23 protein-coding genes are annotated in these 24282 nt (G+C 60.5%); 10 read left to right on the top strand and 13 right to left on the bottom strand.

All coding sequences use genetic code 11. The features are described 5' to 3' along the window. Positions 1 to 7: 7 nt before the first annotated feature. The 4 genes from WA367_RS17125 (at position 8) to WA367_RS17140 (ending at position 6190) form a co-directional block, all read left to right on the top strand. Positions 8 to 2389: an aldehyde dehydrogenase family protein gene (locus WA367_RS17125; RefSeq protein WP_336057988.1), complete on the top strand. Its 2382-nt coding sequence runs from the start codon at positions 8 to 10 to the stop codon at positions 2387 to 2389. A 29-nt stretch (positions 2390 to 2418) separates the two neighbouring features. Then, positions 2419 to 4026 (top strand): FGGY-family carbohydrate kinase, encoded by a 1608-nt coding sequence (locus tag WA367_RS17130; protein WP_336057989.1) that lies wholly within the window; start codon positions 2419 to 2421, stop codon positions 4024 to 4026. Positions 4027 to 4115: 89 nt separating this feature from the next. After that, entirely contained in the window at positions 4116 to 5222 is a 1107-nt protein-coding gene (locus tag WA367_RS17135) for a mannitol dehydrogenase family protein (protein WP_336057990.1), read from the top strand. Beyond that, entirely contained in the window at positions 5219 to 6190 is a 972-nt protein-coding gene (locus tag WA367_RS17140) for an aldo/keto reductase (RefSeq protein WP_336057991.1), read from the top strand. Before WA367_RS17135 ends, WA367_RS17140 begins: the two co-directional genes overlap by 4 nt. On the opposite strand, the gene WA367_RS17145 is transcribed toward WA367_RS17140, so the two are convergent. Then, positions 6187 to 7089 carry a GntR family transcriptional regulator gene (locus tag WA367_RS17145; RefSeq protein WP_336057992.1) on the bottom strand — a complete coding sequence of 301 codons (903 nt, stop codon included), beginning with the start codon at positions 7087 to 7089 and terminating at the stop codon, positions 6187 to 6189. The genes WA367_RS17140 and WA367_RS17145 overlap by 4 nt on opposite strands. Before the next feature lie 139 nt (positions 7090 to 7228). On the opposite strand from WA367_RS17145, the gene WA367_RS17150 reads away from it, so the two are divergent. The 4 genes from WA367_RS17150 to WA367_RS17165 all read left to right on the top strand — a co-directional run bounded on the left by WA367_RS17150 (position 7229) and on the right by WA367_RS17165 (position 11099). Next, positions 7229 to 8257, top strand: coding sequence for an ABC transporter permease (locus WA367_RS17150; RefSeq protein WP_336057993.1), 1029 nt, complete (start codon positions 7229 to 7231; stop codon positions 8255 to 8257). Positions 8258 to 8305: 48 nt separating this feature from the next. Then, positions 8306 to 9244, top strand: coding sequence for an ABC transporter substrate-binding protein (locus tag WA367_RS17155; protein WP_336057994.1), 939 nt, complete (start codon positions 8306 to 8308; stop codon positions 9242 to 9244). A 71-nt stretch (positions 9245 to 9315) separates the two neighbouring features. After that, positions 9316 to 10092 (top strand): ATP-binding cassette domain-containing protein, encoded by a 777-nt coding sequence (locus WA367_RS17160; protein WP_336057995.1) that lies wholly within the window; start codon positions 9316 to 9318, stop codon positions 10090 to 10092. A 20-nt stretch (positions 10093 to 10112) separates the two neighbouring features. Further along, positions 10113 to 11099, top strand: coding sequence for a zinc-binding alcohol dehydrogenase family protein (locus WA367_RS17165; protein ID WP_442935603.1), 987 nt, complete (start codon positions 10113 to 10115; stop codon positions 11097 to 11099). Positions 11100 to 11111: 12 nt separating this feature from the next. On the opposite strand, the gene WA367_RS17170 is transcribed toward WA367_RS17165, so the two are convergent. Both WA367_RS17170 and WA367_RS17175 read right to left on the bottom strand, forming a co-directional pair. After that, on the bottom strand, positions 11112 to 11909 hold the full coding sequence (locus WA367_RS17170) for a glutathione S-transferase family protein (protein ID WP_336057997.1): 798 nt from the start codon (positions 11907 to 11909) through the stop codon (positions 11112 to 11114). Further along, entirely contained in the window at positions 11906 to 12364 is a 459-nt protein-coding gene (locus WA367_RS17175) for a cupin domain-containing protein (protein WP_336057998.1), read from the bottom strand. The genes WA367_RS17170 and WA367_RS17175 overlap by 4 nt, the downstream gene beginning before the upstream one ends. Positions 12365 to 12479: 115 nt before the next feature. On the opposite strand from WA367_RS17175, the gene WA367_RS17180 reads away from it, so the two are divergent. Beyond that, positions 12480 to 13430: a LysR family transcriptional regulator gene (locus WA367_RS17180; protein ID WP_336057999.1), complete on the top strand. Its 951-nt coding sequence runs from the start codon at positions 12480 to 12482 to the stop codon at positions 13428 to 13430. Positions 13431 to 13450: 20 nt separating this feature from the next. Here the strand turns inward: WA367_RS17180 and WA367_RS17185 are convergent, their stop codons facing one another. From WA367_RS17185 to WA367_RS17205, 5 genes are all read right to left on the bottom strand, one after another. Continuing rightward, positions 13451 to 14731 (bottom strand): TRAP transporter large permease, encoded by a 1281-nt coding sequence (locus tag WA367_RS17185; protein ID WP_336058000.1) that lies wholly within the window; start codon positions 14729 to 14731, stop codon positions 13451 to 13453. A 1-nt stretch (position 14732) separates the two neighbouring features. After that, positions 14733 to 15236, bottom strand: a complete 504-nt coding sequence (locus tag WA367_RS17190) for a TRAP transporter small permease (RefSeq protein WP_336058001.1) — start codon at positions 15234 to 15236, stop codon at positions 14733 to 14735. An 89-nt stretch (positions 15237 to 15325) separates the two neighbouring features. Beyond that, entirely contained in the window at positions 15326 to 16321 is a 996-nt protein-coding gene (locus WA367_RS17195) for a TRAP transporter substrate-binding protein (protein ID WP_336058002.1), read from the bottom strand. A gap of 271 nt (positions 16322 to 16592) precedes the next feature. After that, complete coding sequence (nfsB, locus tag WA367_RS17200) at positions 16593 to 17258, bottom strand: oxygen-insensitive NAD(P)H nitroreductase (protein WP_336058003.1); 666 nt, start codon at positions 17256 to 17258, stop codon at positions 16593 to 16595. Positions 17259 to 17349: 91 nt separating this feature from the next. Continuing rightward, positions 17350 to 17640 carry a putative quinol monooxygenase gene (locus WA367_RS17205; RefSeq protein WP_336058004.1) on the bottom strand — a complete coding sequence of 97 codons (291 nt, stop codon included), beginning with the start codon at positions 17638 to 17640 and terminating at the stop codon, positions 17350 to 17352. Positions 17641 to 17745: 105 nt separating this feature from the next. Between WA367_RS17205 and WA367_RS17210 the strand changes: the two genes are divergently transcribed. Then, the gene (locus WA367_RS17210) at positions 17746 to 18648 is read left to right on the top strand and encodes a LysR family transcriptional regulator (protein WP_336058005.1); all 903 of its coding nucleotides are present in this window, start codon (positions 17746 to 17748) and stop codon (positions 18646 to 18648) included. Positions 18649 to 18670: 22 nt separating this feature from the next. Here the strand turns inward: WA367_RS17210 and WA367_RS17215 are convergent, their stop codons facing one another. From WA367_RS17215 to WA367_RS17235, 5 genes are read right to left on the bottom strand one after another with little or no spacing between them, the layout of a single operon-like run. After that, positions 18671 to 19816 (bottom strand): M20 aminoacylase family protein, encoded by a 1146-nt coding sequence (locus WA367_RS17215; RefSeq protein ID WP_336058006.1) that lies wholly within the window; start codon positions 19814 to 19816, stop codon positions 18671 to 18673. Positions 19817 to 19859: 43 nt separating this feature from the next. Continuing rightward, on the bottom strand, positions 19860 to 20858 hold the full coding sequence (locus tag WA367_RS17220; RefSeq protein WP_336058007.1) for an ABC transporter ATP-binding protein: 999 nt from the start codon (positions 20856 to 20858) through the stop codon (positions 19860 to 19862). Beyond that, positions 20855 to 21853 carry an ABC transporter ATP-binding protein gene (locus WA367_RS17225; RefSeq protein WP_336058008.1) on the bottom strand — a complete coding sequence of 333 codons (999 nt, stop codon included), beginning with the start codon at positions 21851 to 21853 and terminating at the stop codon, positions 20855 to 20857. The genes WA367_RS17220 and WA367_RS17225 overlap by 4 nt, the downstream gene beginning before the upstream one ends. Then, on the bottom strand, positions 21837 to 23399 hold the full coding sequence (locus WA367_RS17230; protein WP_336058009.1) for a gamma-glutamyltransferase family protein: 1563 nt from the start codon (positions 23397 to 23399) through the stop codon (positions 21837 to 21839). The genes WA367_RS17225 and WA367_RS17230 overlap by 17 nt, the downstream gene beginning before the upstream one ends. After that, positions 23396 to 24280: a polysaccharide deacetylase family protein gene (locus WA367_RS17235; protein ID WP_336058010.1), complete on the bottom strand. Its 885-nt coding sequence runs from the start codon at positions 24278 to 24280 to the stop codon at positions 23396 to 23398. Before WA367_RS17235 ends, WA367_RS17230 begins: the two co-directional genes overlap by 4 nt. Positions 24281 to 24282 lie beyond the last annotated feature (2 nt).

Genomic DNA, 24282 nt, shown 5'->3' on the forward strand with positions numbered 1-24282 from the left:
CCGTCAGATGAACATCAAGGACATCATGCAAACCATGGATTACGGTCCGGCACCGGAGGCCACGACAGATGTGGTCGCTTGGCTGGAAGCGCGCGGACGCAGCTTCGGCCATTTCATCAATGGCAGCTTCACCGATGCGAAGAAGGCCGATATCGCAGTCGAAAATCCTGCCAATGGCGAAGTGCTCGCCCATATTCCCGCCGCAGGCGAGGACGAGGTGAATGCAGCCGTTGCCGCCGCCGCGAAGGCGTTTCCCGCCTGGTCGAAGCTTTCCGGCTTCGAGCGCAGCCGCTATCTCTACGCCATCGCCCGCCAGCTGCAGAAGCGTGAGCGCTTCTTCTCGGTTCTGGAAAGCCTCGACAATGGCAAGGCGATCCGTGAAAGCCGCACAGCGGACATCCCCCTGGTCATTCGCCATTTCTACCACCATGCGGGCTGGGCAGCGGCTTCCGAGACCGAATTTGCCGATCACGAGGCGCTTGGCGTTTGCGGGCAGATCATTCCGTGGAATTTCCCGCTTCTGATGCTCGCATGGAAGATCGCGCCGGCCCTTGCAGCCGGTAATACGGTTGTTCTCAAACCTGCCGACCTGACACCCCTGACGGCCATCGCCTTTGCCGAGCTTCTGGTCGAGATCGGTCTGCCGAAGGGCGTGGTGAATATCGTTCATGGTGGTGCGGAAACCGGCTCGCTGATCGTGCGCCATCCGGATATTGCGAAGATTGCCTTCACCGGCTCCACGGCTGTCGGTCGCGAGATCCGTCGTGCCACGGCAGGATCGGGCAAGAAGCTTTCGCTTGAGCTTGGCGGCAAGTCGCCCTTCATCATCTGTGCCGATGCCGATCTCGATGCCGCCGTTGAAGGCGTTGTCGATGGCGTCTGGTTCAACCAGGGCGAAGTCTGCTGCGCCGGTTCGCGTCTTCTCGTGCAGGAAGGAATTGCGGACCGCTTCCTTGCGAAGCTGCGCGAGCGCATGAGCCATATCCGCGTCGGCGACCCGCTCGACAAGACCACGGATATGGGTGCGATCGTATCTGCCGGTCAGAAAGCGCGCATCGAGGGACTGCTGCAGGGCGCGAGTGCGGAAGGCTATCAGCTTGAGCAGGCCGCCTGCCAGTTGCCGGAAAAGGGCCACTATATCGCGCCGGGCTTCTTCGCCGAGGCCGATCCGGCAGCGACCGTGTCGCAGGTGGAAATCTTCGGCCCCATCGCGGTCACGACCACCTTCCGCACCGTGGACGAGGCAGTCGAGCTAGCCAACAACACGGCCTACGGCCTTTCCGCTTCGATCTGGTCGGAAAACATCAATGCCGCGACCGAGCTCGCCGCGCGTGTGAAGGCCGGTGTTGTCTGGGTCAACGCCACCAACATGTTCGACGCCAATGCCCCCTTTGGCGGCATGAAGGAAAGCGGCTATGGCCGTGAAGGCGCGCGCGAAGGCATGGGCGGTTACCTGAAGCGCAAGGCCGCGAAGCCGGGCAAGCCGGTGAAGCCCTCCGAAACGGATTTCACGGCTGCCACTGCCACGGATGGTTCTTCCGCCGATCTCGTCGATCGCACCATGAAGAACTATGTCGGCGGCAAGCAGGCGCGGCCCGATGGCGGCGCAAGCTATATCGTGCGCGGTCCCAAGGGTGACGTTCTCGGTCTTGCACCGCTTTCCAACCGCAAGGATGTGCGCAATGCGGTCGAAGCCGCACTCAAGGCTTCAAGCTGGGCCGCCAACCCGCATGGCCGCGCGCAGGTGATCTATTTCATCGCGGAAAACATCTCCGCGCGTGCCGACGAGCTTTCCGCACAGCTCCAGACGTTGACAGGTGTCTCCAAGAGCCAGGCGGAACGCGAAGTGCGCCAGACCATCGAGCGCTGCTTCTATTATGCCGGTCTTGCCGACAAGGATGATGGCGCGATCCACGCCACCAAGCCGCGCCATCTGACGCTTTCGCTGAAGGAGCCTGTCGGCGTGATGGGCCTGCTTGCACCCGATGAAGCACCGCTTCTGGGGCTGATGTCCATGATCCTGCCGCTGATCGCCACCGGCAACCGCGTCGTGGCCGTGCCTTCAGGCGCGCATGCGCTGATCGCCCAGCCGCTCTTCCAGGTCTTCGACACCTCCGATCTGCCGGGAGGTGTGGTCAATTTGGTCACCGGCGAGCGCGACGTGCTGGCCAAGACGCTTGGCGAACATGCCGCCGTTGACGGCATCTGGTACTACGGCACCGCAGAAGGTGCGGCAGCAGTCGAGACCATGTCGGCAGGCAATCTCAAGCAGGTCTGGACCAATGGCGGACGCCTCATCGACTGGAGCGACGATGCGGCAGCGCGTGGCCGCGACTTCATGGATCGCGCAACGCAGGTCAAGACGATCTGGGTGCCCTACGGCGCCTGATCGGCTGAACGGCAATATGGGGTGACGGCTTGTATTATATCGGCGTTGATGTCGGCACGGGCAGTGCGCGTGCAGGTGTGTTCGATCGCGAGGGACAGCTTCTGGGCGCTGTCTCTCACCCCATCCGCATGTGGCGCGAAAAGGCGTTGCATGTGGAGCAATCGAGCGACGATATATGGGCGGCCGTCACCTCCTGCATCCGACAAGCGGTGAGCGAGGCCGGTGTCCGGGCGGATGACATTGCCGGGTTAGGCTTCGATGCCACCTGTTCGCTGGTCGTGCTTGATGGCGAGGGCAAGCCGCTCGCCGTCAATGCGCAAGGCGAGAACCAGCGCAACATCATTGTCTGGATGGACCACCGCGCCACGCCACAGGCCAGACGCATCAATGATACCAAGGCGAGCGTTCTCGACTATGTCGGCGGGCGCATTTCGCCCGAAATGCAGACGCCGAAACTACTCTGGCTTGCCGAGGAACTGCCCGACACCTTCGCCCGGGCCGGGCATTTTCTGGACCTCACCGATTTTCTGACATGGCGGGCGACGGGAAGCCTGTGGCGCTCCACCTGCACCGTAACGTGCAAATGGACCTATCTTGCCCATGAGGACAGGTGGGACCCGGACTATTTCCGCCAGATCGGACTGGGCCAGCTTGCCGACGAAGATTTCGCCCGCATCGGCCAGGAGATCTGCCCGCCCGGCACGGCCATTCCCGGAGGTTTGGGCGAAATGGCTGCAGAAGAGCTTGGGCTGAAGCCCGGCACGGCTGTCGCCATGGGGCTGATCGATGCCCATGCCGGAGCGCTTGGAACGCTAGGCGCGCAGGGGCTGGAAGGTTCGCTCGACCAGCGGCTGGCTTACGTTTTCGGAACCTCGGCCTGCACGCTGAATGTGGGTGAGGAGCCCGCTTTCGTGCCCGGTGTCTGGGGGCCGTATCATTCAGCGCTCATTCCTGGCCTGTGGCTCAGCGAAGGCGGACAGTCTGCCGCCGGTGCAGCCATCGACCACCTCGTGCGCCAGCATGGGCTGGCGGGTGAGGCCGAAGCAAAGGCGAAGGCAGAAGGCAAGAGCCTGACCGCCTGGCTCGATGAACGCGCGGGCGCGCTCCTGCAGTCGGAAAGCTTTGGCGAGATTGTCGGCGGACTGCATGTGGTTGCCGAATTTCTCGGCAATCGCGCGCCCTTCGCCGATCCGGATGCCCGCGCGATTATTGCCGGCCTCGACATGGCGCAGGACGAGAAGAGTCTTGTGCGGCTTTACCTCGCCGGTGTCGCCTCCATCGGCTACGGCCTGCGGCAGATCGTCGAGACGCTTCGTGCGAAGGGGGTTGACCTCACACAGGTCGTCGTTTCCGGCGGAGCAGGAAAGAGCCGGCTTGTGCGGCAGGTGCTGGCGGATGCCACCGGCCTTTCCATCGCCACCTGCAGTTCACCCGAACCCGTTCTGCTCGGCTCGGCCATGACTGCGGCGGTAGCAGCAGGCACGCAGCCTGATCTTGCAACGGCGATGAAGGCGCTTTCGCGCGTCGCCGAAGCCGCCAAACCGAACGAGGCGCAAAGCGCGCTCCATGATCGCCGTTACGCGGCATTCGTTTCACTTCAGGAAATGGATCGCAGGCTGCGCGACAACGCGGCCTGACGCTTGAGCGGAACTGTTCACCCGGTCGGCAGCCCTTGCAGCTCGGTTTTGTACATAATAATAATGTACAGAACTGAGGGAGGAGTTTGATGGTGAAAACACCCATCGTGCAGTTCGGCACGAGCCGGTTTCTGCAGGCGCATGTGGACCTGTTCGTTTCCGAAGCGTTGGAAAGTGGCGCGGCCATTGGCCCGATCACGATCGTCCAGACCAGCGGCGATGCCTCACGGGCCAGACGTCTTGCAGCTCTTTCCGCTGGTTTCGATATCCAGGTGCGGGGCCTGCGTGATGGTGCGCGGCTGGACGAGACGCGGCAGGTGACTAGTGTCGCACGCGCCATGTCTCTTGCTGCCGATTTCGACGCCGTGCGTGACCTCATTGTCGAGGAGGCGGAGATCATCCTCTCCAACACGGCCGATGCCGGTTTCAAGCCACAGGCTGCCGATATCGCGACCGGGTTCGACCACGCTATGTCATATCCGGCAAAGCTGACACATCTGCTTCACGCGCGTTTCAAGGCCAATGCGCGCCCGATCCAAATCATGCCGACCGAACTCGTGCAGGACAACGGCACGGTGCTGCGCGGCCTCGTGCTTGAAATTGCTTCGAAGATGGAGCCGGAATTTCGCGAATGGCTTTCGACGCAAGTGCGCTGGGTCAACTCACTTGTCGACCGGATCGTCTCCGAACCGCTGGAACCGGCAGGTGCGGTCGCCGAACCCTATGCGCTCTGGGCCATCGAGGATTGTCCCGGGCTCGTCATGCCATGCCAGCATGCGGATGTGCAGCGGGTGAAGGATCTCGGCGTCATCGAACGGCGCAAGCTTTTCATCCTCAATCTCGGCCACACCTGGATGGTCTCGCGCTGGCTTGCGAATGATCGCAAGGGCGCGGTCTTTGTTCGCGACGTGATGGAGGACGCGGATTTTTCCGCACTGCTGCGCGCGGTCTATTCCGATGAAGTGCTGCCCGCCTTCAAGGCGGCCGGGGAGGGCGACGGCGTTGAGGATTACATTGCCGCGACGCTGGAGCGTTTCGCCAATCCCTTCCTCGATCACCGCCTGCAAGACATTGCGCAAAACCATGCCGAGAAGCTTGAACGGCGGATCACCGCATTTCTCGACTGGGCGCGCGCCAAAGGGGATGTGTCGGCCAAGCCGGAGTTGGAAAAGGTTACAGGGAGAGTGGGCGTATGAAGATGCGCAAGATCGGCAGAAGTGATGTCGAGGTGACCGAGATCGCCTTTGGCTGCGCCAGCATCGGCAATCTCTATCGGGAAGTGTCAGACGAGGATGCACAGGCCGTGTTGCGCACGGCATGGGATGCGGGCATTCGCTATTTCGACACCGCACCCCACTACGGTCGTGGGCTTTCGGAAATGCGGCTCGGGCGCTTTCTGGCAGGACGGGAGGGTTTTCAGCTCTCAACCAAGGTGGGGCGGGTTTTGAGCCCGGCGAAAGCTCCCATCGCGGAGGCCGACAGTTATCAGAACCCTGCACAGAACGATGTTCGCTACGACTATTCCGGCGACGGCATCGAGGAGAGCCTTGAGCAGAGCTTCGAGCGATTGGGCGTTAGCCGAGCGGATATCATCTTCGTGCATGATATCGGTGAATATACACACGGCACGGCCAATGCAGACCATATGGAAGCCTTTTTCGGCTCCGGCTATGAGCGGCTGGTGAGGCTGAAGGAAAGGGGGCGGATCGGCGCCTTCGGCTTGGGCGTGAACGAGTGCCAGGTCTGCCTTGATGTCATGGACCACGGACCGATCGACGTGATCCTGCTCGCAGGGCGCCTGACGCTTCTCGACCGCTCAGGCGAGGAGGCACTTGTACCGCGCTGCCTTGAGGAAGGCACGAGCCTTGTCCTTGGCGGTGTCTTCAATTCCGGCATTCTGGCAACAGGACCGGTGGAAGGGGCCACATATGATTATGGCCCTGCACCGCAGGATGTGCTCGAACGCGTCGGCGAGTTGAAGGCTATTGCCGAGTCACATGGCGTTGGGCTGCCGACAGCCGCCCTGCATTTCGCGCGAGAGCATCCGGCGACCGCAGCCGTGCTCCTTGGAACGGCCAAACCTTCCTCGCTGACGCGCAATCTGAACGCGCTCGGAGAGAGCGTTCCGCAGGATGCGAAGAAGGCGCTCGGTTTCAGGAACTAGCCAAGTTCGTGATAGCGCAGCGAGGATAGAAGCGTCGTTTTGGAGGTGCGCAAATGCGCGCGCGCGGCCTTCAATGCGGCGCCTTCGTCGCGCGCCTCCAGCGCGTCAATGATTGCCAGATGCTCCTCGATTGCCGCCGCATTGCGTTGCTTCTCTTCGGCCTTGTTCCACAGATAGTGGTAGTGGAATATCAGCGAGATGACCTTCTGGAACTCGCGGGTGAAGCGGTTGGCGACAACCGAATTGATGGCGCGATGAAAGGCTTCATCCAGCTTCGAGAATTCGTGGAAATCGCGATCGATGCGGCGCGCGAGATCATCATGCTGCGCGCGAAGTTGCTTTAGCTGGCCCCAGATAGGGTGATCGACCGGCGCTTCCACCAGATGGGCGATGGCGTTCAGCTCCAGAACCGAACGGAAATCGGAAAGCTCGACGGCGAAATCCTTGGTGAAACCGCGCAGCATCCAGCCGCCCTGACGGCGTCGGGTGACAAGCCCGAAGCGGCTGAGGCCGGCCAGAAATTCCTTCAGCTCGTGTTGAGGCACATTGAAGGTGCGCGACAGTTCGGCCACGGAGAGCGGCGTGTCGGCAGCCACGTCGAAGCGCAGGATCCAGTCGAAGAAGCGTTGCTCCAGATCGTCGGAGGAGAGGCCGCCATCGAGCTCGTCCAACCGGTCGCTTTTCTGCGGCAGGCGCAACAAGCGCTTGTCGCGTCCCTCCCAGGAGATGAGGCCGTTTTCCTCGAATCCGCCGAGGCAGCGCCGGACCACGGTTCGGCTGACTGCCATTTCCTCGCAGAGCACCTTTTCGGAAGGGATCGCGTCGCCGACATTGAGGCCCGCGCAGAAGTCGAGCAGATGGTTGTAGGCTTCCCTGTATCGCTTGTCGCTGCGCGCCATTTCCCGACCTTCCTGACCAACCGACTCGCGAGTGTACTTACCGCGGCAGGTTTGAAATCATAAAAAACATTTGACGATACGTCATCTGTCACGATACGGTTTTTAATAATTATTGGACGGAAGACCTTTGGGAGGAGCCATGTCGTCCGGAGTATCCGAGCCGGCACCCAGCTGGGTGACTGGTGGTGCCTTTTCTGCCGTCTCGTCGCTGCACCGCCTTTCGGCCATTCTGACATTGTTGCTTCTCGTGCTGGGCTTTTCGCTCGCAAGCAATGCGTTTCTTTCCGTCAATAACGGCCTCACCATACTGCTCCAGACCTCGGTGATCGGGCTTCTGGGCATCGGCATGACCATGGTCATCATCACCGGCGGCATTGATCTGTCGGTCGGCTCGGTGCTGGCGCTTTCGGGCGTGATGTCGGCCTTTGCGGTCAAGGCGGGCATCCCGGTTATTCCGGCCATGAGCGTGGGCGTTTTGGCCGGTGCTGCCTGCGGCGCGTTCAATGGCGTTGTCATCACCAAGTTTCGCATTCCGCCCTTTGTCGCAACGCTTGGCATGATGCTGATCGCGCGCGGTCTTGCGCTGCAATTGACCGGTGCCGCACCCATCTCCCAGCTTGGCGAAGCCTTTGGCCGCCTCGGCAATGGCGCGCTCTTTCGCGTGGTGGAGATGCAGCCGAACGGCTTCCCGCGCGTGGTCTTTCCGGGCATCCCCTATCCGGCGATCCTGCTTCTCGTGGTCGCCATCGGGGCGGCGTACATTTTGCGCCGCCGCGCGATCGGCAGGCACATTTATGCGACCGGCTCCAACGAGGAAGCCGCGCGGCTTTCGGGCGTGCGCGTCGATCGCACGAAGCTTTACGCCTATACGATGTCGGGCGCGCTTGCCGGGCTTGCTGGCAATGTTCTGATGTCGCGGCTTGTGACTGCGCAGCCCAGCGAAGGCGTGATGTACGAGCTTGACGCCATAGCCGCAGCCGTGATCGGCGGCGCTTCGCTTTCGGGGGGCGTGGGTGCGATTTCGGGCACCATGATCGGTGCCTTCATCATCGGCATCCTGCGCAACGGCCTCAACATGGCGGGTGTCTCCGCCTTCATCCAGCAGATCGTGATCGGCTTCGTCGTCATCGGCGCGGTCTGGATCGACCAGATGCGCAATCGCCCCTGAGGCGCCTGCGCATCCATCACTCATGTCTATCATTTGGGAGGAGAAACCATGAAGACGCTGAAATACTGCCTTGCCGCATCCATACTCGCATTTTCGGCTGCCGCCGCGCAGTCGGGAGAGATTGCGGTCATTGTGAAAACCACGAGCTCCAATTTCTGGCAGAACGTGAACAAGGGCGCGACGGCTGCCATCGAGGCGCAGTCGGAACACACCATGACCTTTGACGGTCCGGCTGCCGAAAGCGCCATTGCCGACCAGGTAAACCTCGTCGAGAACGCCATTAATCGCGGCGTGTCGGGCATCGTTCTTGCACCTTCCGACCCGGAGGCTCTCGTGCCCGCCGTCAAGCGTGCCTACGAAAGCGGTATTCCCGTCGTCATCGTGGACAGCGGTCTGGCCGACAGCGCCAAGGGCACCTACCAGTCATTCCTGTCCACCGACAATTGCGCAGCCGGCGAGGAAGTTGCCAAGCGCATGATCGAGGAAGCGGGAACCGAGGGTAAGGTTGCTGTCATGTCCTATGTAGCCGGTGTCGGCTCGGAGATCGGCCGCGTCGGTTGCTTTACCGACTATCTGAAGGCCAATTCCAAGCTTGAAATTGTCGGGCCCTATTACTCTCAGAGCCAGATGGCCAATGCGCTGAACCAGACGACGGACGTGCTTTCGGCCAATCCGGATCTGGTCGGCATTTTCGGCGCGAACGAGCCCACCGCAGTCGGCATGGGCCGCGCCATCGTGCAGGCCGGCAAGGCCGGTGAGCTGGTCGCGCTCGGCTTTGACGGCAATGGCGACCTTCAGCAGTTCGTCAAGGACGGTGTTCTTGAGGCCATCGCCGTTCAGGGCTCCTTTGCCATGGGCGAGAAGGGCGTGAAGGCCGTGATCGACATCATGAATGGCGAGACGGTCGAGGACTTCATCAATACCGGTGTTGTCATGGTCGACGCCGAGAATATCGAGAGCGACGAAGCCAAGAACGTTCTCTACTGATCGTGAAGCGGGGCCGGTGTGCAGCCGGTCCCGCCCATCTGACGCCCCATCATCTGAAAGTACGGCAAGCCATGACGCAGCCACCACTCGTCGAGATGATCGACATCGAAAAACATTTCGGCGGCCTGCGCGCCGTCGATCATGTGTCCATCGATCTGAAACCCGGAGAGGTCGTGGGGCTGCTTGGCCACAACGGCGCGGGCAAGTCCTGCCTCATGCGCATCCTGTCTGGCGCGATGATCCCCAATGGCGGGGAAATCCGCGTCAATGGCGAGCCGGTGCAGTTCAACGATCCCAATGATGCGCGTGCTGTCGGAATCGAGACGATCTACCAGACGCTTGCCCTTGCCGACCATCTGGACGCGCCGTCCAACCTGTTTCTGGGCCGCGAGCTGAAAACCCGGTTCGGCAATCTGGACGACCAGCGCATGCTGGAAGCCGCGCGCGAGGTGCTGGCGCGGCTCAATCCCAATTTCAAGAACCTCCATGATCCGGTCTCGAGCCTGTCGGGGGGACAGCGCCAGGTGATCGCCATTGCGCGTGCCATCTATTTCGACACGAAGATCCTCATCATGGATGAGCCGACGGCAGCACTCGGACCGTCCGAGACCGCAATGGTGGCCGACCTCATCAACAAGCTGAAGGCCGAAGGCATCGGCATCTTCCTCGTCAGCCACGACATGCATGACGTGTTTGATCTGTGCGACCGCGTGGTCGTGATGAACAAGGGCCGCGTTGTCGGCGCTCACGCGATCGATGAGGTTACGAAGGACGATGTCCTGAGCCTCATCATCAAGGGCGAGCTTCCCGAAGACTGGAGCGCGCGCAATCTGGAAACCGCCCAATGAGGGGAGAAAGTGCTGCAATGATGCAATGCGTGGTGTGTGACGAGCCGGGCCGGATGTCCATTCATGAGCGAGACCTTCCCGGCCAGGCGCCCGAGGGCTGGGTGCTCGTCGACATCGCGGCTGCCGGTATTTGCGGCACGGACTACCACATCTTCGAAGGCAAGCACCCCTTTCTGCAATATCCTCGGCTGATCGGTCATGAGCTTTCGGGCCATGTCGCGTCAGGTCCGAACAAGGGTCAGCTTGTCGTCATCAATCCCTATATATCCTGTGGCACCTGCCGCGCCTGCCGCCGCGGCAAGCCCAATTGCTGCACGCGGATCGAGGTGCTCGGCGTTCACCGCGACGGCGGCATGTGTCAGCGTATCGCCGTGCCGGCGGAAAATCTCTATCCCGCCGAGGGCCTGACGCCCGAGCAGGCTGCCATGGTGGAGTTTCTGGCCATCGGCGCTCATGCGGTTCAACGCTCCGGCACGGGACCGGGCGATGTGGTGCTCGTCACGGGTGCCGGGCCGATCGGCATCGGGACTGCGCTGTTCGCACGGATCGCAGGCGCCGAGGTGCATCTGATGGATCTGAGCGATGCGCGGCTTGAACTCGCAGGCTCCCTGTTCGGTTTCGACAAGCATCACAAGCCCGGCGAGGACATCCTGCAGGGCGATCTGGCGGAAGGCTTCGACGTGGTGTTCGATGCCACCGGCAATGCCAAGGCGATCGAAGCCGGTTTCCCGCTCGTCGCGCATGGAGGCTCGACGGTGCTGGTGAGCGTGGTGAAGGACGACATTTCCTTCACCGATAGCGAGTTTCACAAGCGTGAAGCACGCATAATCGGTTCGCGCAATGCGCTGAAAGATGATTTCGAACGCGTCATGAAGGCCATTCGCGACGGCCATATTCCCACCGATGCCATCGCCTCCCGGACGATCGCACTGCCGGACCTTCCCAAGCATTTTCCCGGTCTCGTTGAAGACCGCGAAAATCTTGTGAAGGTTCTGGTCACGCCGTAGCGGCAAGAAATGTCAGACGAGGCCAAGCGCCTCGTCTGATGCCGGTTTGCCGTACTTCTCCTTCGGCGGCCACGGCCGTTCGCGCCAATGCGGCTCAAAGGCAAAGCTTGAGCGGCTGCGGCCCTCCGGAAGCGCACCATTTCCCGCACCGAGCGCATAATCATAGTAGAGCTTCACGATCTCCTCACGGCCGACCTGTTGTGCTGCCGGATGGTTGAGACAGGCCTCGCGCCAGACGCTCACGCGGTCGAATTCTGCACGCCGCGGCAGCTCGAAAGCCTCGTAATACTCCAGGAACCAGAAGCGCATGAAGATCGGCGTGAAGACGGTTTCGGCAAGACCGAAATCCTCGAAGAGAAAAACGCCATGCGGGTTGTGGAAGCGCAGGAAATCGTCAAGCTCGGCATATAGCGCGATGAGCTTGTCCGTCATCTTTCCGCGCTGTTTTTGGACCTGGTTCATCACCAGAAGATAGCCTGCCGTGGTGAAGGAACCTTCCTTCCCGACCAGCATGTTTTCCACCGCATGTTCCAGCGGATCGGAACGGCGCAGGAGCGGTCCCGGAAGCGCTTCGTCCAGATAGTTCAGGATGACGAGGCTTTCCTTGATGATCCGCCCTTCAGGTGTTTCGAGTACGGGCAGGGCCGTGGTGCCGCGCGTCTTTTCCAGTAGTTCGGGATCACGTGGGCGGGTTATGTCCACCACCTGAAAGGATACCGCATCACGCTGCCCCTTCAGCTCCAGAAGGATTTCAAGCCGCTGGGAGAAGGGGCAGACGGGGATGTGATATACGGTCGGCTTTTCCATCATGCGCCTTGTTCTGCTCCAAGTGGAGGGCCGGTGAAACGCAGGCTGTGCCTTGCGGCGGATTCCTCTATGGCGTCCATGTCCTGCGGGATGAGAAAGCCACCTGCTGCCATTTCGCAGAAGAAGTTCTCGAAGCCCGGCGGTGTCAGGATGACCAGATGACGCGAGGGCTCATCTCCGATCACCTGAAAGGTGTGCTCCTTGCCGCGCGGGACGAAAACGGCCGTGCCGGGGCCGCGTTCGAAGGTTTCTCCCTCGAGCCAGAACAGGCAGCGACCCGTGAGGATGACGAAGGCCTCGTCTTCGGCGTCATGCACATGCCGGGGCGGACCCGAATTGGGCGGCGAAACGCTGTCCACGATGGACATTGCACCGCCGCTGCCCGCGCCATCGAGCAATGTCCTGTAGATCACTCCGTTCCAATGGTGCGATTTCGCATCATTGAGCATCTGGTCCATCGTCGCCTCCTCCGGGGCTGAAACCAAGGGAAACGAAAGCGCTTTCGTGGAAGGAATGGTAGCGCAGGTGCCCATATATGGAAAATTGCTAGTTTTGATATAAGCTATCGCCATCATGAATTTCGCGACGCTTGATCTCAATCTTCTGCGAGTGCTTGATGCACTGCTTCATGAAGGCTCCACCGTGAAAGCCGGTGAACGACTGGGCATGTCGCAGTCGGCAGTTTCAGGCGCACTGGCGCGTCTGCGTCACGCGCTTGGTGATCCGCTCTTCGTGCGCCACGGGCAAGGCCTGCGGGCAACAGACTATGCCGCGTCGCTCGCAACGCCCTTGCGGGTGGAACTGGACCGCCTGGAGGAATTGCTTCGTGGCGGTACGCACTTCGTTCCTGAAGATGCAGAGCTGTCGTTCAAGATTGCTGGCAGCGACTTCTTCGCCGAAATGCTGATGCCTCGACTGGCAACCCGGCTGCGCCGCAAGGCGCCGGGAATAAGGGTTCAGCTTGTTGATCTCGTTCCCTACAGCTATGTCGAGACGCTGGAACGCTACGAGGCCGATCTCGTCCTGTTGCCGGACACGCAACTGCCCGACTGGGTTGAGCGCTCTGCGCTCTTCCGCTCGAGTTTCGTTGCAATCGCGGCAAGGGACAATCCGCAGATCGCAGCGGCGGGGATCGAGGCCGGTGAAATGCTACCGATGGATCTCTTCTGCGATCTCGGGCACGTATTGTTCTCGCCGGAGGGCAAAACGAGCGCGATGGGGGATGCGGCCCTGGCGCGTGTTGGACGCCAGAGACGGGTCGTCATGACAATGCCTGTCTTTTCCGGCGTATGCCGGGCGGTGAGCGTCAGCGACCTGATCGCACTCGTGCCGCGCCAGCTTGCCGAACACGTTTCCGATCAACTCGGGCTATCGATCTACCTCCCGCCCATGCCCATCGATCCGCCGCTGATCATAAGTGCGTGGCATAGGCGCTCTTCAGCCAATCCGGCCCACCGTTTCATGCGCGAGGAAATCGCGCAGGTGCTTTCATCCCTCAATGAAGGGGAGGAGCCGCTGCCCTGAAGTGGACAGCGGCTTACGGCCTATTCGTAAAGCGAGGGCAGCCAGAGCGAGATGCCGGGCACATAGGTGACCAGGATCAGCGCGGCGAGTATGGCCAGGTAGAAGGGCCAGATCGATTTGAGCGCCTGCTCAAGCTTGATCTTGCCGACAGCGCAGCCGACGAACAGGCAGGTGCCCACCGGCGGCGTGCACAGGCCAAGCCCCAGATTGATCAGCATCATGATGCCGAACTGGGTGGGGTCCATACCGAGATTCTTGGCGATCGGCAGGAAGATCGGCGTGCAGATCAGGATGAGCGCTGCCATGTCCATGATCATGCCGAGGATCAGCAGGATCACATTGATCATCAGGAGAATGATGATCGGGTTTTCGGAGATGGTCAGAAGCAGGTCGGAGAGTTTCGCCGGTACCTGATAGAGCGCGAGCAGATAGGCAAAGGAGCTCGCAAAGGCGATCAGGATCATCACCATGGCCGTGGTACGAACGGTGCCGACCACGGCGCGGGTGAAGCCGTCAAGGCTGAGGCTGCGATAGTAGAACAGGGTGAGCAGCACTGCATAAAGGGCGCCGAATGCGCCGGACTCGGTCACCGTGAAGACGCCGGACAGCGTTCCGCCGACAATGATGACCGCCGTGAAGAAACCCGGGATGGCATCCATCGCGGCCTGACCTACTACCCGCCAGCCGGGGAAGGGTTCGGCGGGATAGTTGTGTCGGATCGAGATGATCCAGGCGGCAATTGCCAGGCTGACGCACATCAGGATGCCGGGAACGACACCGGCCAGGAAGAGCTTCGATACCGAAATGCCTCCGCCGGCCGCCACCGCAAAGATGATCATGTTGTGGCTTGGCGGGATGACGATACCGGCAATCGAGGAGGTCACAGTGACATTCACCGCGAAATCGGGGCGGTAGCCGCGCTCCTTCATCACCGGTACGAGCAGCGAGCCGAGGGCGGAAATGTCTGCGACCGCAGAACCCGAAATACCGCCAAACAACATGCTGGAGAAGATATTGACCATGGCAAGGCCACCCTTCAGATGTCCGACCAGGGCTGAGGCCAGCCGCACCAGGCGTTTGGCGATTCCGCCATGCAGCATGATCTCGCCGGCGAAGACGAAGAAGGGAATTGCCAGAAGCGAGAAGACCGAGACACCCGCCGTCGCGCGCTGAAAGGTGATGAGGGCGGGAAAGCCTTCATAGAAGAAGGCTGCTGCTGCAGCGATGCCCATGGCGAAGGCCACCGGCGCGCCGATGATGATGCCTAGACCAAAGGTGCCGAGGAGGATGGCCAGACCCATGTTACACATCCTCCTGAAGGATTTCGGGTACGTAACTCTTGAAACGCAGAAGTCGAGAAAGCCCGCGCGCGCCTGCAAAAAGGAAGATCAGGCCGCCACAGGATGTGATGGCGAGCGTGCGGAAACTTTCGGGAATGTTGAGCATGGGAAGTTTCGTGTCCCAGCCGAACTGCATCAGCATAATGCCCGCGGTCAGCATGGCCGCGCCGAATGCTGCCAGGGCGAAGTCGATGAAGATGATCAGCACTTTCTGTATGGTCGAGGGCATGACATCACGGAAGAGCGTGACGCCGATATGCGTCTCCTCACGCACGCCGACGGCAGCCCCCAGAAAGACGATGTAACAGATGAGAAGCAGGGCGGATTGTTCCACCCAGGTCGGCGTGGCGTTCAGCACATAGCGGCCGAAAACGAGCCATCCGAAGGAAATGACGAGAAACACGAGTGCCGCAGAGGCAGCAAACAAGCAAGCCCGGCGCAGCCATTCCAGAAAGGTGTCGATCATGTGCGTGCTCAATCAGGGAGCGGGAGGGGAGAACGGAGCCCGGAGCAACGGAGAACCCCGGTTGGCATGCGCCGCTCTCCCCTGCCAGGTCAGTCGGCGTTGCGGATCATGTTGACCAGATCCTCAAGGCCCGGATTGGCTTCGATGAAGGAAGCGTAGACCGGAGCCATTGCCTCCTGAAACGGAGACTTGTTTTCGACCAAGTTCACCTCGGTGCCGCCGGCTTTCACCTTTTCAAGGCTCGCAGCCTCACGCTCCGCCCACAGTTCGCGCTGATATTCGGCGCTCTTGCGGCCGGCATCCATGACGATTTCCTGCTGTTCCGGGGTAAGCTTTTCCCAGGTCTTCTGGCTCATGCACAGGCACTCGGGAATGATGAGGTGTTCGCTCAGCGAGTAATATTTCGCGACTTCGTAGTGATTGGTGGATTCGTAGGAAGGCGGATTGTTTTCCGCGCCATCCACGACACCGGTCTTGATGGACTGGTAGACCTCGCCGAAGGCCATCGGGGTTGCATTGCCGTCCATGGCCTCGACCATCTGCACAAAGAGGTCATTGCTCATGACGCGCAGCTTGAGACCCTCTACATCGGACGGTGCGTTGATCGGGCGGGTGGAGTTATAGAAGGAGCGCGCACCGGCTGCATACCAGCCAAGCGGCACGATGCCCTTCTTCTTCATGCCTTCGCCGATCGCCTCGCCGACTTCGCCATCCATGAGGCGATACATCTGCGGCACATCCCTGAAGATGAAGGGCAGGGCGGTGACATTGGCCTCAGGCACGGCCTGGCCCATCGGTCCGAGATTGAACTCGCCGAAATCGATCACGCCAAGGCGAACCTGTTCGATAGCATCGGGCTGATCGCCAAGGACGCCATTGTGATAGACCTTGCCGGTGATTTCGCCATTGGTGCGCTCGCTGACTTCCTTAAGGAAGGATTCCATGGCGATGGAGACGGGATAGTCTTCCACATGAATGTTCCAGCCGCGCATTTCGAGCGCACTTGCGCCGAGCGTGGACGCCAGAAGCGCTGTGCTGATGACGCAGCCGGCCGACAGGTTACGGATGGTGGTGAAAAGGGTCATATGGATCTCCTCCCAGTTAGAACCCAACTTGTTATAATTTGTCATATACCGACATGTGATGTGAACGACAATAGACAAATCTACCAGATATGGTTCGGATTGGAGGCAGCACGACCCTTGAAAATTCGCTTTATGCGTGGAATCGCAGAGGTTTAGGCTCCTTATTAGCTCACGACAATTTTTGGTAATATTTGACAATTTCACCAAACGAAAACACCCGGGCGACTGAGGCCCGGGTGTAGGAAACGACCAATTTGCAAATGAGACGATCTCAGACTTCGGTAATGATCTCTGCTTCCACAAGGCGGGACTTCGGAAGCGCCGCATTGTAATCATTGACCGGATCCGAGTAGCCGATTGGAACGACGAAGAGGCTCTTGTAGCCTTTTTCGCGCAGGCCGAATCCACGATCAAGTATCGCCGTGTCGACACCTTCCATCGGTGTTGCGTCGATACCAAGCGCACGCAGGCCGAGCAGGAACTGGCCAAGATTGAGATAAACCTGACGCGCCAGCCACTCTTCCGCGTCACCGACCTCGTTCTGATGGATGCCGAGGAACATGGAGCGGCCAGCATGCATGGCCGGCTTGAAATCTGGGCTGCCGGCAAAACGGCCATCCGCCTCTTCCTGTGCCAGAACTTTCAGAAGATAGTCCTCATCAGCGTCGATCAGGGACGCGAAGACGATGACATGCGATGCCTGTCGAATATTCCCGGCATTGAAGGTGAAGCGATCGACGGCAGACTTCGCCACACGCTCCTTCCCCTCCTCGCTGGAAGCGATGACAAAGTGCCAGGGCTGGATATTGGTGGAGGACGGGCTGAAACGCAGCAGTTCACGCACCTTCTTCATGTCCTCGTCTGAGATGCGACGGTCCGGAACATAGGCCTTGGCGGTGTGACGCTTGCGGGCGATATCGGTGATGTGAATCGTCATCGTGACTTCCTTTGGACAAAGCTCCGCCATTTCCGTTCTGCCCGAACGAAAGCGGCTGTGGTGGATGTTGGGGGATGGATTGCTGGCGGCGTCAGCCGATCAGCGACATTTCACTCAAGGTGAATTCGGCGATGGCACCTTCGGTGGCCGCCATGTAACCGGCCAGATGCGGCGCCTTCATATGGGCCTGCCAGAGCTCGCGGCTCTCCCACATCTCGACAAATGTGAAGTGGGCCGGGTCCTTGTTGTCCTGATGCAGCTCATAGGTGATGCAGCCCTCTTCCTTGCGGGTGGGTGCAATCAGCTTGAGGAGCTCATCCCGAACAAGCTCCGTCGAACCGGATTTGGCATGGATGTTGGCGATTACAGTCAGCTTGCTCATTTCATGATCTCTCTTTGCTGCCTGAGCAGCTGCATCACAGCTAGTCGCTCGCACCTTCCGGATAAATGGTCTAAAACCGGGATCACAATCCGGAGAAACCGTTTAATGCTCTTGGACAATATCCGCCTGTTCCTGCTGATCGTTGAAAAGGGAAGCCTTGCGGCAGCCGCACGTGAAGCCGGTTTGTCGGCAACGACAGTCTCCGAGAGGCTGGCAGCCCTCGAAGCTCATTTCGGGGCCATACTCCTCAACCGCACCACCCGCGCGATCAGCATTACAGAGGAGGGCAGGTTGCTGGTCGAGCAGGCGCCGAGTGTTCTCGACGAGGTGGAGGAGCTGGAAAACCGCATCCGCTTTGGCGCGGAGCACCTGTCAGGCACGATCCGCCTCAGCGTGCCCAGCGATCTTGGCCGTCACATCATCACGCGCGCGCTGGATAACTTCATCAGCGATCACCCCGACATCTCCATCGAGCTTCATCTTTCCGACGGCTATGTGGACATCGTGGGACAGCGAATGGACCTGGCAGTACGCTTTGGCACGCTCCTCGATAGCACGCTTCGCGTGCGCCAGGTGAAACCCACGCGCCGCGTTATCTGTGCCTCACCGGATTATATCGCACGGTACGGGGAACCGCTTCAGCCTTCCGATCTCAAGCGGCACAACTGCCTTTTGATGCGGTTCGGGAACACGCTTGACAATATCTGGGAGCTGGGGGACGGCACGACCAAGCAGGTGGTGACGGTCAGCGGCAATCGCGTTGCCAATGACGGCGCGATCGTGCGTCAATGGGCTCTCGCCGGACACGGAATTGTCTGGAAGGCGGATCTTGATGTTGCAGAGGACATAATACAGGGTCGGCTCGTTGAACTGCTTCCTGATTTTGCAGCCCCACCCGCACCACTGCAGCTTCTTTTCCCGCCGGGCCGCACGCAGCCGCGCCGCGTGAAAATGCTGGCAGAGCGTCTGGCAGCCGCACTGGGTGAAGCACGCCTGTCTTCTGCTTGAAAAAGCTCGAAGCCCCTTCAGATCAAGCCGCAGACCGCCTTCGCGCTATTGCCACAAGCAGTCCGATGCCGCGTTCGAGGATGTCATCGTTGAAGTCGTATTTCGGATTGTGCAGCGGTGCAGTGTCGCCTGAACCCAGGAAGATGTAGGCGCCGGGCTTCTTCGCGAGCATGTAGCTGAAATCTTCCGTTCCCATTTTGGGCGCGACTTCCCTGTCGACCGCATCCGCCCCGAATGTCTCGCGCGCGATCTGCAATGCCGCATTTACCTGTGCCGCATGATTGACCGTGACGGGATAGCCTTCATGAATGTCCAGCTCAATCTCGCAACCCTTGGCAACGGCAAGGCCCTTTGCGAGCTGGCGCATCTTGTCCATCACCATGCCCATGGCATCGTCACTGAGTGTGCGGATCGTGCCGCCGACCTTCACCACTTCGGGAACCACATTGTAATTCGTGCCGGCATGGATCTGCGTTGGCGAGATGACAACCGCTTCGACAGGATCGGTCTCGCGTGCGACGATGGTGTTGCAGCCGCTGGTGAAGTCATGGGCTATGGCGATGCCGTCAATGCCCGTATGCGGCCAGCCCGCATGAGCGCCCTTACCGCGAATGATGAGATCCCAGCTGCGCGCGGCCGCCATGACCGGGCCTGCAAGGGCAGCGATCTGACCTGCCTTCATGCCGGGCATATTGTGAATGGCGTAGACTTCGTCGACCGGGAACTTCTCGAACAGGCCGTCCTCGATCATCTTGTTGCCGCCACCGCCGAACTCCTCGGCCGGCTGGAAGATGACCGTGACGGTCCCGCCAAAGTCGCGGTTCTCGCTCAGACTGCGCGCCGCTCCAAGCAACATGGACATGTGCCCGTCATGACCACAGGCATGCATCGCGCCTTCATTGCGGGAGGAATATTCGACATTGGTCTGTTCCTCGATCGGCAGCGCATCGAGCTCGCAGCGCAGCGCGATGTTTCGGCCCGTTCCATTGCCCTTGATGACGGCGACGACGCCGGTGCCGCCCATGCCGCGGTGAACTTCAAGACCGAAGGAGGACAGTTTCTCCGCGACGAAGTCAGCGGTCTTGTGCTCGACGAATTGCAGTTCGGGCATCTGATGCAGGTGGCGGCGCCACTGGCGGGCGTCATTGACGATTGCTGCGAGATCCATGTGTCTGGCCTCCTGTAGGAGTTCTGGGTGCTGCTGCCGGATGCTAGAAGGTGACGGGCACCGCGCGCGCTTCGACAAGACAAGCGAAGTGATGTTCGGGTGAAGCCGGATCCGGCGTCAGTTCGGGCCTGATCGTGCTGCAAGCCTCTTCGCGCAGCGGACAGCGGGTAACAAAGGGACATCCGGCAGGCGGATTGAGCGGGCTTGGCAGTTCACCCTGCAGCGGTATCGGCTTCTTTGCGCGCTGGACAATCGGGTCTGGCTCCGGAATGGCGCTCAGCAGTGCGCGCGTATAGGGATGGCGCGGATTTGCGAAAAGCTCGTCGGTTTGCGCTTCCTCGACGATTGTTCCCAGATACATCACGATCACGCGGTCGGCGAGATGGCGGACCACCGACAGGTCGTGCGAGATGAAGAGGTAGGAGAGCCCAAGCCGCTCCTGAAGCTCCATCAACAGATTGAGGATCTGTGACTGGATCGAAACGTCGAGCGCGGAAACCGGCTCGTCGCAGATGACAAGCTTGGGATTGAGTGCGAGTGCCCGGGCAATGACGACGCGTTGACGCTGACCGCCGGAAAGCTCGTTGGGATAGCGGTCGCGCTGGCTCTGGTTCAGGCCAACGAGCGCCACCAGTTCGTCCACCCGCGTGTCCTGCTCCTGCCGGCTATAGCCGTTGATCGCCAGCGGTTCTGCGATGGATTGGGCGATGGTCCGTTTCGGATTGAGCGCGGAGACGGGATCTTGAAAGACAACCTGAAGATCGCGCCAGAGCGTCTTTCGTTCGGCAGGTTTCATGCGGGCAATGTCCTGCCCGTTGAAATGCACTTCGCCTGCGGTGATGGGTGCAAGGCTCAGGATCGCATTGCCGGTGGTTGACTTCCCACAACCGGATTCGCCCACAACAGCCACCGTTTCGCCAGCGACAACATCAAAGCTGACGCCATCGACCGCCTTCACCGTACCGGAGGGACGGTTGATGCCGCCCTTGACGGGAAAATGCACTTTCAGGTCGCGGACGGAGAGAATGGTTTCGCGGCTCATGCCAGTTCCTCCAGCCTGTCCATGTGCCAGCAGGCGGATCGGTGATCACCTTCGCCGTCCACGGAAATGAATGGCGGGCGCTCGGCGCATTTCTCGTCCGCCAGCGGACAGCGCGTGCGAAAGCGGCAGCCTTCAGGCCAGGAATTGAGGTCGGGCACGGTGCCCTTGATGGAAAACAATGCTTCCTTGCGCGTGCCGCCAAGCTTCGGGATCGTCGAAAGCAGGAGCTTCGTGTAGGGATGCGACGGATTGCGGAAGATCTCAAAGACTTCCGCCTGTTCCACGATGCGCCCGCCATACATGACGCAGACCTTGTCGGCGAGGGCGGCAACAACACCCATATCGTGCGTGATGATGAGGACGGAGGTACCCGTCTCGTCGCGCAGGCGCTTCATCAGTTCGAGGATCTGCGCCTGAATGGTGACGTCCAGTGCAGTTGTCGGCTCATCGGCAATCAAAAGGCGAGGCCGGGCAATCAGTGCGGAAGCAATCATGACGCGCTGGCACATGCCGCCGGAAAGCTCGGCAGGGAACTGGCGGGCGCGACGCTCTGGCTCGGGGATGCCGACATCCGCCAGCATCTTCACCGCCTTGTCCCAAGCCTCGCTACGCGAGGCATGACCATGCACGATCAGGCTTTCAGACACCTGTTCGCCCACGCTCATGAGCGGATTGAGGGAGGCGACAGGTTCCTGGAAGATCATCGACATGGCGTCGCCGCGAAGATGGCGCATCTGTGCGTCGCCATATCCCTCGATGGCTTCGTCGCCAAGCCGGATCGATCTGGCCGAGCGTTCAAGCTTTCCACCCAGAAGCCCCATGATCGAAAGCGCACTCAGGCTCTTGCCCGAGCCGCTTTCGCCGACAAGGGCGACGATCTCGCTCTGTCCGACTTCCAGATCGACGCCATCGACCACCATCTTGCCGCCGATTGAGACCTTGAGGTCTTCGACCTGAAGGGCGGCTGCTGTGGAGCGCTCAGCCGCTGCTTCCATCTTCGCCCTCCCCGGCCACACCGGCCCATGGATTGCTTGGGTGGCTCATGCCGTGATGCATGCCGTCCGTGTCGCGCAAAACCGCCGAAGGAATTGCGAAATTCACCGGATGAAGCGTGTTGGACACGATCTTCACGGGGAAGTCTTCGGCGATGGTTGCCGCCACATCGGGCTGTGCCATACGGTCAACGAGAATGGTCGGCGTACTGGCATCGATGCGCGGCTCGTGGAAGGCGCCTTCAAGGCTCATGCCATAGTCGATGACATAGGATGAGAGCTGCACAAGGGCGGGGAAGATCTGTCGTCCGCCGGCTGCACCGATAGCCAGATAAGGCTTGCCGTTCTTGCGGAAAAGAACGGGGCACATATTCGCCAAAGGCTGTGCTGCGGGAGCTATTGCATTGGCCGCACCCGGGCGCGGGTCAAACCACATCATGCCATTGTTCATCAGCATGCCCGTCTGCGGAAGCGTCACCTTGGAGCCGAAGCGCGAGAGCAGCGTATTGGTCAGCGAGACCATGTTTCCCTTGGAATCCACCACGGACATATGGCTGGTGCAGTCCTCGCGCCTGGCGGCGTGCCCCATATTCTGCAGGCGGTATTCGTAGGCGCGTCGGATCGCCTGCGCATAGAGCCTGGATGCGGCAGCATCCGGGCGCTTCGCCACGTCGAGCTTGGCTTCCACTTCCGCCATGGCGTGGATGAAGCTCGGACCGCCGGAGAGTTCAGCGATCACGTTGATTTCGGTATCGCGGTAATTGGCGGTTGCAGGCTTGGCCCAGCGCGCGGCGAAACCGGCAAGGTCCTCAGCGTCGATCACATTGCCGCCGGCGTTCAGGTCTTCCACGACCTGCTTCGCGACATGACCCTCATAGAAGTCGCGCGGACCTGCTTCGGCAAGTCTCTTGAGCATCTTCGCCTTGGCGGGCATCGGCAGATATTCCGCGCCACCGCTTGCCGGGGTGCGGATGGGCATACCGTCTTCAAGGAAAAGCTCGGCCGAATGTTCGAATTGCGCGAGGCCGCGTGCGTCGATGGCAAAGCAAAGCGCGGTGAACCAGTCGACGATCATGCCGCGTTCGGCCAGTTCTATGGCAGGCTGGACGGCTTCGGCAAAGCTGATCGTGCCGTATTTCTCAAGTGCCTGCGCAAGGCCATCCACAGCACCGGGAATGCAGATGGATTCGTAGCCGATAATGTTGCGGTCTTCCTTCACGGCCGGCCAGTTGAACCACTCGCCGTCATTGCCTTCAATAAGGGGATAGCGTGCCGGATCGATATTGCGTGACGCACGGACGTTGAAGTCGAGCGTGTCGACTTCACCCGTCTCTCCATCGCCATAAAGCAGGAAGCCGCCACCGCCGACACCGCTCAGCCAGGGCTCGACCACGGAAAGCGCGAGCGCGCAGGTGACAGCCGCGTCCATCGCGTTGCCCCCGCGGGAAAGCACGTCGGCTGCCGCACGGGCTGCCTCGAAATGCTGGGCTGCGACAACACCCTTGTCGCTGGAAAGCTGGCCCTTCTTGATCTGCCAGGTCTGCATCATTCACCTTTCCAGGCTGGGTGGTCGAACATGGGGGCCGGAATGTCGATGCCGACCGCATTCGCGCCCTTGTTCTCGGCTTCGTAATGGGCTGCCACTTCACCGACCGTCGCGACCCAGAGATCTGAGCGCGAAAGCACGTCGTGAAGCAGTTTTTCGACCATCACGGCACGCGGCGCGCGGCCGGATATCCAGTCGTGGATGGTCAGCATGAAAAGCGCGCCTGCATCGTGCAGCGCGTCGAGCTCATCCTGCCATGCCGCCAGAACACGGTCGGTGCCGACCGGTGGCCCCATGTCGAAGCCCGCACCGCCCAGAAATTTGAAGAAGATGGCGTCATCCGTGCTCCAGTTGACCGGAACTTCCGTCACGCCATCCATCTGGTAGGGCGTGTCGTAACCCATGAGCGAGCTGTCATAGAAGCCGTGCTTTTTGATCTCGGCCACCATGTGGGGCGTCATCTCCCAGGCGGGAGAACGGAAGCCCTTGGGCTTGAAGCCGACCTGTTTCTGGAACAGCGCGATGGAGGCTTCGAGCATTCGGGTGAATTCCTCGTCGCTCGTCTGATTTACGAGCTCGTGGAAATAGCCGTGCAGGCCGATCTCATGGCCGCCTTCGACGAGCGAGGGCAGCATGTCGGGATATTTCTCGGCGACAGCCGCGGGCACGTAAAAGCTGCCCTTGATGCCGAGCCTGTCCAGCATCTGGACAATGCGCGGCAGGCCGACGCGCGGGCCGAAATGGCGCTGCTCGAGATGGGAGAGGAGCTGTGGCTGGTCGTTGCGGTTGTTCCACATCCAGGGCGAATGGGCGTCCACGTCGACACTGAAGCAGAACGCCGCCTTCTTGCCCTCGGGCCACTTGTAGGGAGCTGGCATCTTCATCG

Source organism: Nitratireductor sp. CH_MIT9313-5, from assembly GCF_037029545.1.
In the GTDB taxonomy this organism is placed as follows: domain Bacteria; phylum Pseudomonadota; class Alphaproteobacteria; order Rhizobiales; family Rhizobiaceae; genus Chelativorans.